This window comes from Geomonas sp. (assembly GCF_035254065.1).
Lineage (GTDB): Bacteria > Desulfobacterota > Desulfuromonadia > Geobacterales > Geobacteraceae > Geomonas.
In genome coordinates this window covers 1-11,827 of sequence record NZ_DATFBA010000410.1, presented here as the reverse complement: position 1 = coordinate 11,827, position 11,827 = coordinate 1, and the positions used below count along the sequence as shown (strand labels likewise).

Annotated in this window: 12 protein-coding genes; all 12 read left to right on the top strand. The window is 63.0% G+C overall.

Going from position 1 to position 11,827, the window contains the following annotated elements:
* On the top strand, nt 1-537 hold a 537-nt coding region (locus VJ604_RS19190), incomplete at its 5' end, for a type II secretion system F family protein (RefSeq protein WP_324085309.1).
* A gap of 6 nt (nt 538-543) precedes the next feature.
* Nucleotides 544-2,169: a two-component system sensor histidine kinase NtrB gene (locus VJ604_RS19185; RefSeq protein WP_324085307.1), complete on the top strand. Its 1,626-nt coding sequence runs from the start codon at nt 544-546 to the stop codon at nt 2,167-2,169.
* 248 nt (nt 2,170-2,417) lie between these two features.
* Nucleotides 2,418-3,797 (top strand): sigma-54-dependent transcriptional regulator, encoded by a 1,380-nt coding sequence (locus tag VJ604_RS19180; protein ID WP_324085305.1) that lies wholly within the window; start codon nt 2,418-2,420, stop codon nt 3,795-3,797.
* A gap of 223 nt (nt 3,798-4,020) precedes the next feature.
* Complete coding sequence (locus VJ604_RS19175; protein ID WP_324085302.1) at nt 4,021-4,248, top strand: type IV pilin protein; 228 nt, start codon at nt 4,021-4,023, stop codon at nt 4,246-4,248.
* A gap of 26 nt (nt 4,249-4,274) precedes the next feature.
* Complete coding sequence (locus VJ604_RS19170) at nt 4,275-4,637, top strand: hypothetical protein (protein WP_324085300.1); 363 nt, start codon at nt 4,275-4,277, stop codon at nt 4,635-4,637.
* Between the two features lie 67 nt (nt 4,638-4,704).
* Nucleotides 4,705-6,456 carry a hypothetical protein gene (locus tag VJ604_RS19165; protein WP_324085298.1) on the top strand — a complete coding sequence of 584 codons (1,752 nt, stop codon included), beginning with the start codon at nt 4,705-4,707 and terminating at the stop codon, nt 6,454-6,456.
* A 12-nt stretch (nt 6,457-6,468) separates the two neighbouring features.
* A complete protein-coding gene (locus VJ604_RS19160; RefSeq protein ID WP_324085297.1) occupies nt 6,469-7,260 on the top strand; it encodes an ABC transporter permease in 792 nt (263 codons plus the stop codon).
* On the top strand, nt 7,260-8,141 hold the full coding sequence (locus VJ604_RS19155; protein ID WP_324085295.1) for a hypothetical protein: 882 nt from the start codon (nt 7,260-7,262) through the stop codon (nt 8,139-8,141). Before VJ604_RS19160 ends, VJ604_RS19155 begins: the two co-directional genes overlap by 1 nt.
* Nucleotides 8,142-8,166: 25 nt before the next feature.
* On the top strand, nt 8,167-9,036 hold the full coding sequence (locus VJ604_RS19150; protein WP_324085293.1) for an ABC transporter ATP-binding protein: 870 nt from the start codon (nt 8,167-8,169) through the stop codon (nt 9,034-9,036).
* Between the two features lie 84 nt (nt 9,037-9,120).
* The gene (locus VJ604_RS19145; protein ID WP_324085291.1) at nt 9,121-9,972 is read left to right on the top strand and encodes a decaprenyl-phosphate phosphoribosyltransferase; all 852 of its coding nucleotides are present in this window, start codon (nt 9,121-9,123) and stop codon (nt 9,970-9,972) included.
* 22 nt (nt 9,973-9,994) lie between these two features.
* The gene (locus tag VJ604_RS19140; protein WP_324085288.1) at nt 9,995-10,897 is read left to right on the top strand and encodes a glycosyltransferase family 2 protein; all 903 of its coding nucleotides are present in this window, start codon (nt 9,995-9,997) and stop codon (nt 10,895-10,897) included.
* A 1-nt stretch (nt 10,898) separates the two neighbouring features.
* A complete protein-coding gene (locus tag VJ604_RS19135) occupies nt 10,899-11,726 on the top strand; it encodes an ABC transporter permease (RefSeq protein ID WP_324085286.1) in 828 nt (275 codons plus the stop codon).
* The last annotated feature ends 101 nt before the right edge of the window (nt 11,727-11,827 follow it).

Sequence of the window (11,827 nt, the reverse complement as noted above, 5' to 3'; positions counted from 1 at the left end):
ATCCTCGCCCTGGTGGGGGTCAAGATGGCCATCAGCAAGTATTACGCGACCGCCAAGGGTAAAAAGACCATCGACCGGCTGGCGCTGAGCGCCCCCATCATCGGGCCGCTGGTCCGCAAGGTGTCGGTGGCCAAGTTCACCCGCACCCTGGGAACCATGATCAGCTCCGGCGTCCCCATCATGGACGGCCTGGAGATCGTGGCCAAGACGGCCGGCAACAAGATCGTCGAGGAGTCGATCTACAAGGTGCGCCAGTCGATCTCGGAAGGTAAGACGGTCGCCGAGCCGCTGGCCGAAAGCGGCGTCTTCCCCCCCATGGTGGTGCAGATGATCGCGGTCGGCGAGGCGACCGGCGCCATGGATACCATGCTCAACAAGATCGCCGACTTCTACGACGACGAGGTGGACGACGCGGTCGGCGCGCTGACCTCCATGATGGAGCCTCTGCTGATGGTCTTCCTGGGGACCACGGTCGGTGGCCTGGTCATCGCCATGTACCTGCCGATCTTCAAGCTGGCCGGCGCGGTCGGCGGTTAGCACTGGATGCTTGACCGCAAGAAGATCGTCTGGTTCATCCTGCTGAGGCTGATGGTCGCCACCGTCTTCCTCGCTTCGCTGTTCTTCTTCGACCTGCACAGCCACGAGGGGGGCGACGGTCTGCTGACGCTGACGGTGCTCACCCGCCTGGTGGCCGCCACCTACGGTTTCTCGCTGGTCTCGCTTTTGGCCCTGAAGTTCACCCGCAAAGAGGGGAGGGCCATCACCTACGCCCAGATCGTCTGGGACCTGTTCCTGGTCACCACGGTCATCCTGATCACCGGTGGCGTCAACTCCCCCTACGCCTTTCTCTACTTCCTCTCCATCGTGAGCGCCAGCGTGCTCCTGGCACGCTCCGAGGCCTACTACACGGCCTCGCTCTGCATCATCCTGTACGGGGCGATCCTCGACTTCCAGTACTACGGCAGACTGGTGCCGCTGGGGATCAGCCCGCTGCCGGCCCTGCAGTACGGCGCCGGCTACGTCTTCTACCTGATCTTTCTCTACGCCATCGCCTTTTTCCTGACCGCCTACCTGGCCGGCAGTCTCGCCGAAAGGGCGCGGGTCTCGGAGAGCGCGCTGCAGGAGAAGGTGATCGACTTCCAGGAGCTGGAGCGGCTGAACACCTCGATCGTCTCCACCATCGACAGCGGCCTGGTCACCGTGAACACCGAGGGGCGCATCAGGGTCTTCAACCGCTGGGCCGAGCAGCTCACCGGCCTCTCCCAGGCCGAGGCCTACGACCGGCTGCTGGTGGAGGTGATCCCCGGCTTTGCCCGCTTCGGCAGGCAGTTCTTCGGGCTGGCGAACGGCGAGTTTTCTTACGAGGCCGCCGACGGCCAGGAACTGCTCATCTCCTTCAAGTCGGTCCCCCTGACCGGCAGCGACGGCGAGCCGGCCGGGGCGCTGCTCGACCTGAACGACCTGACCCAGATCAGGCGGATGGCCGGCGAGCTGGAGCGGGCCGACCGCCTGGCCGCGGTGGGGGAGCTCTCCGCCCGCATGGCCCACGAGATCCGCAACCCGCTGGCCGCCATCAGCGGGTCGGTGCAGCTCGCCGCCCTCAGGGGGTGGGTAGACGAGAAGGACAAGCGGCTCTTCTCCATCATCGTGCGCGAGACCGACCGACTGGACACCCTGCTGCGGGATTTCCTCCTCTACGCCCGTCCGGCGCAGCCCGCCAAGGTGCCGGTGCGGCTCAAGTGGCTGATCGCCGACCTCTGCGCCCTGCTCAACAAGGACCCCCGCTTCGCCAAGGTGAGCATGGAGAACCGGGTACCGGAGTCGCTGGTGGTGGTGTTCGACAAGGACCAGTGCTCGCAGATCTTCTGGAACCTGATGGTGAACGGTGCCGAGGCGATAGCCGGGGAGGGGAGCATAGAGGTGAGCGCCGACCTGGTCAGGGAGGGGGCGCAGCCTGCCGTGGTGCTGATCCGGGTGAGCGACAACGGTGCGGGGATGAGCCCGGCCGACGTTAAGCGCGCCTTCGAGCCTTTCTTCACCACCAAGCGGGGCGGGACCGGGCTGGGCCTTGCCACCGTCTACCGCATCGTGGACGCGCACGGCGGCCGTGTCACCATCGACAGCGCCCAGGACGAAGGGACCACCGTCACCATCTCCCTGCCGGCGTGACCGCCGGGCCGTTGCCTTCTGTGTCCAACGTCAACCTCTTGGTAGGCCACTCTTTCGCCTAACGTTCCCCCCTTGATAAAGGGGGGACAGGGGGGATTGCCTTAAGGGGCAAAGGTTGCACCGCTGGCATGGTTCGGTACCGGTTGACGCTGGAGGGGTGGAACTGGTATGTTGGGTTCCCCGAATCAGCCGTAGAAGTTAAAGGTGGAACCTACAACAAAGAAGCTAGAACCCGTTTCGAGGTTTTGATGAGCAGCAGCGCCAACATCCTGGTCGTAGATGACGAACTGAGCATGCGGGAGTTCCTCTCCATCCTGCTGGAGGGGGAGGGGTACCGGGTCGACCAGGCGGAGTGCGCCGAGGAGGCCTTGGAGTACTTCGGCCGCAGCAGCTACGACATGGTCCTCTCCGATGTCAGCATGCCCGGCCTGGGCGGCATCGAGCTCCTCTCGCGCATCAAGGCACTGGCGCCGGAGACGGCGGTCCTGATGATCACCGCCTTCTCGGCGGCCGACGAGGCGGTGGAGGCGATGAAGCTTGGCGCCTACGACTATCTCAGCAAGCCGTTCAAGGTGGAAGAGATCAAGGTGCTGGTCAAGAAGGCCCTTGAGAAGCGCAGCCTCCTGGTGGAGAACAAACGGCTCAAGGAGGCCGTCATGGAGCGGTTCAGCTTCAGCGGCCTGGTCGGCAAGAGCCACCGGATGCAGGAGGTCTACGACCTGATCGGCAAGGTGGCTGACAGCATGGCCAACGTGCTGATCATGGGGGAAAGCGGCACCGGCAAGGAACTGGCCGCCCGCGCCATCCATTATCACAGCCCCAGAAAGGGCGCCCCCTTCGTGGCGGTCAACTGCGGCGCCATCCCCGACACCCTGATGGAGAGTGAACTGTTCGGCCACACCAAGGGCTCCTTCACCGGCGCCGTCTCGGACCGGGCCGGCCTCTTCGAGCAGGCGGAGGGGGGGACCCTCTTCCTGGACGAGATCGGCGAGGTGCCGCTCCTTCTGCAGGCCAAGCTTTTGCGGGTGCTGCAGGAGCGCGAGTTCCGGCGGGTGGGCGGGGCCTCCTCCCTGAAGGCGGACGTCCGCATCGTGGCCGCCTCCAACCGCAACCTCGAGGAGCAGGTGCGGGAGGGGAGCTTCCGCGAGGACCTCTTCTACCGCTTGAACGTGGTCCAGGTCCGCATGCCGTCCTTGAAGGAGCGGCCGGAGGACATCCCGGTGCTGGTCGAGCATTTCTACAAGAAGTTCGCCCTCTGGAGCGCCAGCGGCGACATCATCACCCCCGATGCCCTGGACGCCCTCTTCAACTACCCCTTCCCCGGCAACGTGCGCGAGCTCGAGAACCTGGTGGAGCGCTGCGTGGTGTTGGGGAGCCGGGTGATCACCAGGGAAGGGCTGCCGCACGCCGTGCGCGACTACCGCATCCCCTCGCCCCCCGCCAACGAGCTCTTCATCCCCGACGGCGGCCTGGACCTGCAGGCCTACCTGGACAACCTGGAGAGAAAGCTCCTGGTGCAGGCCCTGGAGAAGTGCGGAGGGGTCAAGAAGCGCGCCGCAGAGCTTTTGGGGATGACCTTCCGCTCCTTCCGCTACCGCCTCGCCAAGTTCGGCATGGACGACGAGTGACAAAAAACGTCACCCAAAGGGCCTTAAATTGTCCCCGGGGACCTTTTCCGTCACTCCCCTTAGATGCTGGTGTTTTTCCTTTCCGCGCAAATTCAGCACCTTTCGCGAGCGCCTAATGTTGGCCCGTTAATTGCTCAGGGATATCCGTCTTTACTGAAAACAGGTAACGCACCTGAGTCAGTCATCGAAACGGCAACAAAAAAAACAGCGAAAGGAGAAACACATGTTACGTACACTCAGAAGCAGCAAGGGCTTCACCCTGATCGAGCTCTTGATCGTTGTCGCGATCATCGGCATCCTGGCGGCCATCGCCATCCCGCAGTTCTCCAACTACCGCGCCAAGGCCTACAACTCCGCCGCCAACGCCGACGTGAAGAACCTGAAGACCGGTATGGAGGCCTTCCAGGCTGACAAGCAGGCATACCCGGCCGCCCTCGAGTACAAACCTTAATAACGACAACGAAAAGGAGACACTCCATGAAAAAGATATTGTTGTTTGCCGCTTTCGCTATCCTGGCAGCCGCATCCGCTTTCGGCGCCGGCGCCACCAACTCCGCTCTCAGCCTCACCAGCACCGGCCTTACCGCCTACGGCGGAGACAGCACCGCCACCTGCACCGTCCTGATCGGCAAGACCTCCACCGGCGTCGGCCTGGGTTGGGTCACCGGTGCTACCGGCTACGCCATCTGGACCCAGCACAAGAGCGGCAACAGGGCCTTCGGTGGCTCCTGGGATAGCACCGCTATCTACTACACCGACGTCACCGCCGGCACCGCCGTTGCCAGCATGACCACCACTGCATCCGACTCCACCGCTTTCGCCAGCTGGACCACGATGTAATTGGAATGAAGCTGTTGTATGGGGCGGGGCGCTCTGCGTCCCGCCTTTTTTCATGGACCATCTATAGATGACCGATCGTATTAGTTCGCGCACCTGTGTGCTGCTGCTCATCTTCGTTGTGCTGGGAATCTACTACCCTGCCATTTTCGCCCCGATCAACTCGGTGGACGACCCGCGCACCGTCACCTTCCTGCTGAACCTCGATTCCTTCAACCTGCGCGAGATCTTCGCGCCGGGCGGCGTCTACTTCCGCCCCCTGCTGCTCCTCTCCTTCCTGGCCGACAGCTACCTCTGGGGTCTGCAGGCCAGCTTCATGCACCTGGAAAACGTGCTTTTCCACCTGGTCAACGTGCTGCTCCTCTTCGCCGTGGCCCGCCGGGCGGCGGTCGCCAACGCCGTCGACTCCGTCTTGGCGCCACTGGCTGTCGCGCTGCTGTTCGCGGTGCATCCCATCAACACCGAATCGGTCAACTGGATCTCAGGCCGCACGGATCCGCTGGCCTGCATGTTCATCCTGCTGAGCGCCTTTTTCCTTTTGAAGCCGGGCGGGCTGTCCGCCCTGACTCCCTGGTCGAGCCTCTTCGCCGCGCTCTCGCTGCTGGCCGGCTGCCTCGCCAAGGAGACCGCTATCTTCTTTTTACCGGCCGCCTTCATAGTTCCCTTCTTCCGGCAGGACAGGGAACGGCTCTCGCTGAAGGAGACCGCGCTGAGGAACTGGCCCCACCTGCTCATCATGGTGGCTACCGGTGTCCTCTTCCTCGCCTACCGCCGGCTCGGCTCGGTCAACAACGACGCCGGGCTTTCCTGCGTGGCGACCCGCGTCGCCGGTTCCGAGAGCAGTGGGCTGTCGCACAGCGCCTTTTTGGTCTTCAAGGCCGCCGGCTTCTACTTGAAGAAGATATTCCTGCCGCTTCCCCTGAATTTTTGCATCATGCACGTCTCCAACCTGTACCTCTGGGTAGGCGGGCTGGTGTTACTCTTGACGCTCTGGCTGCTCACCAGACGGACCCTGGTGGCCTTTTTCTTTCTCTGCGCCCTGTCGGTCTCCTGCTCGGCCTTGATGATCCCCCTCTTGAACGCGACCTGGACGCCGCTTGCCGAGCGCTACCTGTACATCCCGAGCGCCTTCTTCGCGCTCGGCTGTGTGTTCGGGGTCGAGCGCTGGCAGCTGCAGGACCGGGCCAAGGTGGTGGTCACCGTCGCCTTCGCCTTCATTCTGGCGGCGGCGGTCTACACGACGTCTGCCAGGACCCTGCTCTGGCAGGACAACCTGGCTCTATTCCAGGACACCATCAAGAAGTCGCCCGAATTCGTGCCGGCTCAAAACGAGATTGCCGTGGCCTACGGCGCCCTCGGCCAGGTGGGAAAAGCCAATCAGATCCTGAGCTCCATGGTGCTCCCGGAGTCACTGCTCAACCGCCAGTACGGTGTGCTTGCCAAATCGCAGGTCCGGTTGCGGGAAGGGAACCTGGACGCGGCCCAGGCCATCTTGGAAAATGCGCTGAAGACCGACCCCGGCAGGGAGGAGGTGGAGTTCAGCCGTCGCCTGCTCGCGCTTTACGAGCTGAAGGTCGCCCAGGGCAAGGCGCGCGGCTCGGAGTTCTATCCGCAATCGGTGCATCTGTTGACCCGAACCTACCAGCTGACCCACGACCCCTTCTACCTCTACCGTCTGGGAAGCCTCCACATGCAGCAAAAGAAGTACAAGGAGGCCAGCGATAACTTCCGTCTCGCCGCCGAACGCGCCCCAGCCAACGCCTACTACCGCGAGCCGGCCCTCAAACTGGCCAGAAAGCTTGCTGACAGAACTTCACCTTAAGGAGCAGAACCGATGTTCGACATCGTCCGCATAACGATCAAGGGTATCTTCCGCGATCGCGTCTTCCACGGGATCCTGATGGCGGCCCTTCTGCTGCCGCTCGTGCCGAGCGTTAGCCAGCTCTCCATGAGGCAGGTGACTGAGCTCTCCATCACCCTTTCGCTGTCGCTTATCTCCTTCATCCTGCTGCTTCTGGCGGTCTTTTTGGGCGGGACCTCGCTCTGGAAGGACATGGAGCGCCGCTACACCTTCAGCGTTCTCTCGCTCCCCATCACCCGCTCCACCTACCTCTTGGGGCGGTTCCTCGGCGTGGCGCTGTTCCTGCTGATCACCGCCGTCGTGCTGGGTGGGGTGGCCTGCGTGGTGGTGCTGGTTGTTTCCGGCAACTACCCGCCGGACCGCCCGGTGGTATGGGACAACATCTATCTTTGCGTGCTGTTTGATGCCCTGAAGTACATCCTCCTGCTGGCGGTCGCCGTTCTCTTCTCCACGGTGAGCACCTCCTTCTTTCTCCCGATCTTCGGCACCATCTCCGCCTTCCTGGTGGGGAGCGCCAGCCAGCAGGTCTACGACTACGTGCACTCCCCGGCAGGGCAGCTTGTTTCCCCCGCGGTCCGCTCGGCTGCCACCGCCCTATACTACGTGCTGCCCAATTTCAGCGCCTTCGACCTCAAGGTTAACGCGATTTACGGCGTCCCCCTCACCGCGGCAGGCCTCGCCCTGACCGTGGGCTATCTGGTGATCTACGCGGCCGTCCTGCTTGCCATTGCCTCCGCCATCTTCCAGAAAAGGGAGATGAAGTGATGGCGGCCAGGAGCAAGACCGCCGGCCTCGCCCGGCCGCTGGCGGTGGCCTGCCTGCTGATCGCCTGCTATGGTGCGCTGATCGTCCCCTTCACCACCTACATGAGCAACAAGCCGTTCGTGGAGAAGCTCGGCTACCTGCCGCGGGTCGAGGTGCTGCAGGTCATCTCCGCCGACCAGAAACAGGTGGTGGCCGAAGGGCTGGTCATGAAGGTACTCATGTACTTCGGCGGCCTGGTCGCCAAGGAGAAGACGCGCCAGCTCCACGTCCCCGCCGACTACATGACCATGTCCCGCCTCCTGCACGGTTCCGTGAAGCTCGACCCGTACAACATGGACGCCTACTACTTCGCCCAGTCCATCCTGGTCTGGGACGCGAACCAGATCAAGATCGCCAACGATCTGCTGGATTACGGCATGAAGTACCGGACCTGGGACTGGTTCCTTCCCTTCTTCATGGGGTTCAACTACGGCTACTTCCTGCATGACTACCCGCAGGCCGGCAAGTACTACATGAAGGCGGGACAGCTCTCCGGCAACGACCTGTTCATGAACCTGGCCAGCCGTTACCTCAACGAGGCCGGGCAGAACGAGCTGGCCATCGCCTACCTGAAGACCATGGCCAAGACGGCCAAGAACAGGGCGGTCTGGGAGACCCTTACCACCAGGCTGAAGTCGCTGGAAGCGATACGGTCCATCGAGCAGGCCCGTGACGCCTATCAGCGCGCCACCGGTCACCAGCCCGCTTCGGTGGAGGCCCTCCTTCACTCGGGGTATCTGAAGGCGCTCCCCAAGGACCCCTACGGAGGCACCTTCTACCTGGAGCCTGACGGCAAGGTGAAAACCACCAGCAATTTCTTCTCTACGGTCAACAAGAAGTGACCGGCACATCCTCAGAGGTCTACGCATGAACGCTATAGAAATTTCCGGTCTTTCCAAGACCTTCAAGGGTAAACGCTGGAGCAGGGTGGAGGCGCTCAAGAACCTCAGCCTGAGCGTTGAAGTGGGGGAGATCTTCGGCTTCCTGGGCCCCAACGGCGCCGGCAAGAGCACCACCATCAAGACCCTGATGGGGCTCATCGAACCGAGCGCGGGAAACGCCCGCATCATGGGTAAGGAGATCTCTTCACCCGAGGCGCGCCGCCAGGTCGGCTACCTCCCGGAAAACCCCGCCTTCTACGACTACCTGGGCGCCCAGGAGTACCTGAACTTCGTGGGGGCCGCCTTCGGCATGGAGCCGCAGGAGCTGGCCGTCAAGACGGAGCAGGTGCTCAAGCAGCTCGAGCTGTGGGAGGCGAGGAAGCGCCCGATGAGAAGCTACAGCAAGGGGATGGTGCAGCGGGTGGGGCTTGCCCAGGTGCTGATCCACGACCCGCAGGTCTGCATCCTGGACGAGCCGATGAGCGGCCTGGACCCGGTGGGGCGCGCGCTGGTGAAGGAGATCATGCTCGATCTCAAGAAACGCGGCAAATGCGTCTTCTTCTCCACCCACATCATCGCCGACGTCGAGTCGGTCTGCGACCGGGTCGGCATCATCCTGAAGGGTGAGCTGCAGAGTGTGGAGCGTGTGGACGACATCATGAGCCGCGGCGTGGTGGGCTACGATGTTACGGTGCGCGACAGCGCGGGCCACAGCTCGGAGCGCTACGTCGGCAAAGACGAGCTCTCTTCCGCCATGGCCAAGCTGCAGGCGGAGGGGGGCGAAGTGACCCTCATCGAACCACGGCGCAAGAGCCTGGAGGATTTCTTCCTCGACATCATCAAGAAGAGGGGCTGACCGCTCTCAATCGTTTCTTGCTGTATCTCAGCGTGATATGGCATAATGACCGCATTTTTACCGCCAGCGAGGCCTCATCAAGCGTTGAAGATCACCGCCTACCTAAAACTGCTGCGCCCCACCCAGTGGCTGAAGAACCTGATGCTCTACTTCCCCCCCTTCCTGGGGGGGACGCTGCTGCAGCCGGGTGTGCTGCAGAAGGGGATGCTTCCCTTCCTCTCCTTCTGTCTGGCCAGCAGTTCCACCTACATCCTGAACGACGTGCTCGACCGGCACCGGGACACCCATCACCCGCGCAAGAAGCACCGCCCGATCCCCTCTGGGGCGGTACCGGTGGCAGCCGCCTTGCTGGTGGGTGCGGCCTGCCTGGGGGGAGCGCTCTGGCTCGCCTTTTCCGTCTCGCACATCCTGGCGCTCATCCTGGTCGCCTATCTTGTCATCACCACCAGTTACTCGGTGAAGCTCAAGGAGCTGCCGGTGGTCGACCTCTTCTGCATCGCTTCCGGCTTCCTGCTTCGGCTGGAGGCGGGGGGGGAGGCCTTCAGGATCGAGATCTCCCACTGGCTGTTTTTGTCCGTCTTCCTGCTGGCCGTCTTCCTGGCCACCGGCAAAAGGCTGGGGGAGAAGCAGGCCCTGGGCGAGCTGGCGGGGGGGCACCGCAAATCGCTCCTCTCCTACCCGGACGGCTTTCTGCAGGGGGCGATGTACATGACCGGCGGCGCCGTGCTGGTCACCTACACCCAGTACGTCATCGTTCGTCACGCCCTGGTCTACACGGTACCGCTCTGCTGCTTCGGGCTCCTGCGCTTCATCCTGCGGGTGCAGGCGGGGCAGGGGGGGGATCCGACCGAATCGCTGCTGAAGGACCTGCCGCTTTTTATAGTGGGGGTTTTGTGGGCCGTTATGATAGGATGGGGCCTCTACGTAGGCTATTAATGAATTCACTGCCGGATTTTTAATGCGCGAGCTGCTCCTGAAATCGCTCTACCGAGCCTTTCCCTTCGACCTGCGTGGAGATTGCCAGGTCCCCCCTGCCCGGGACGGGATCAGGCTCTCCTGCATCATCAACTTCTACGGCAGGCTCGACCTGATGGCGGGCATCCTCAATTCCCTCGTCCAGCAGGACCTGCCGCGCGCCCAGTTCGAGGTGGTGCTGGTCGAGGACCGGGGGGGGACCGAGGCGGGGCGGGCGATGGCCGAGGAGTATGGCGCCCTGCTGCCGGTGGTCTATGCGCCGCTTCCGGATAACTTCGGCTCCATGGGCTTCTCCAGGAACCACGGGGTGGCGAGTTCCCGGGGCGAGCTGCTCCTCTTCCTGGACGACGACACCGTCCTTTTGCAGGAGGACTTCCTCTCCACGCTCCTCGAGGTATTCCACTCCCACCCCGGCGTGGACGCCGTGGTGCCGCACGGCTCGGCCAGCTTCGCGCTGATCGACGGCCGCTACGACTACCACGACGACTACTTCATGACCAGCCGCTGCACCGCCTACCGGCGTGAGGCCATCGCCGAGCTGGGGGCCTTCATGAACCGCTTCATCGGCCAGGAGGACGTGGAGTACGTGATCCGCTTCCTGATCGACGGCCGAAAGAGCCTCAACTGCGACCGCCTGCACTACTTCCACCCGCCGCTTTTGGTGGGGAACTTCAGGAAACCGATGGCGGTGGGGCGCTCGTTCTTCGGGCTCAAGTCCCGCTACCCCTTCCTTCTGTGGCTTTTGGTGCTCGCCAACTGCTCCCGGCACGCCCCGCTCTACCTGCTCCCCGGCCGCAAGAACCGCGAGATGGGGCGCTTCGGGCTGGGCTTTTTGGCGGGGGTGATCGCCGCCTGCTTCGGAAAAAAGGAGTTCCAGTACGGCTGACATGAGCGAGCAGCAGGAAATCATCATAAAGCCCGGCATGGGGGCCCTCCACTACTGGCGCGACCTCTGGCGCTACCGTGAGCTCTTCCTCTTCCTGGCCTGGCGCGATATCCTGGTCCGCTACAAGCAGACCGCGATCGGCATCGCCTGGAGCGTGATCCGTCCGCTGGCCACCATGCTGGTCTTCACCGTGGTGTTCGGCAAGCTGGCCAAGCTCCCCTCCAACGGGGTGCCCTATCCGGTCATGGTGTACGCCGCCATGCTCCCCTGGCAGTTCTTCGCCAACTCGCTCGCCGAGAGCGCCAACTCGCTGGTCGACAACGCCAACCTGCTGACCAAGGTCTATTTCCCGCGACTGATCGTGCCGGCCGGAGCGGTGGTGGTGAGCCTCGTTGACTTCGCCATCTCCTGCGCCATCCTGGCGGGCATCATGGCCTGGTACCGCTTCGTCCCCGATGTGAAGGTGCTCCTCATCCCGCTCTTTTTGTTGATGGCCTCGCTGGCCTCCTTCGGGAGCGGGCTCTGGCTCGCGGCGCTCAACGTGAAGTACCGTGACTTCCGCTACGTGGTCCCGTTCCTCGTGCAGTTCGGGCTCTACATCTCCCCGGTCGGTTTTTCCAGCTCCATCGTTCCTGAGCGCTGGCGCTTTCTCTACTTCCTCAACCCGATGGTCGGGGTGATCGATGGCTTCCGCTGGGCCATCCTGGGAGACCGTTTTCCGGTGCACTGGCCCGGATTCCTGCTTTCGGGCGTCCTGGTGGTGCTTATCTTCATGGGCGGTCTGTTCTATTTCCGCCGCATGGAACGAAGCTTCGCGGACGTGGTGTAGGTGTCATGCCGACGGTGATAACGGTTGAAAATCTCGGCAAGAAGTACCTGCTTGGCCAGAAGGCGCAGCAGGGTTCCTACCTGTCCCTGCGCGATTTCCTC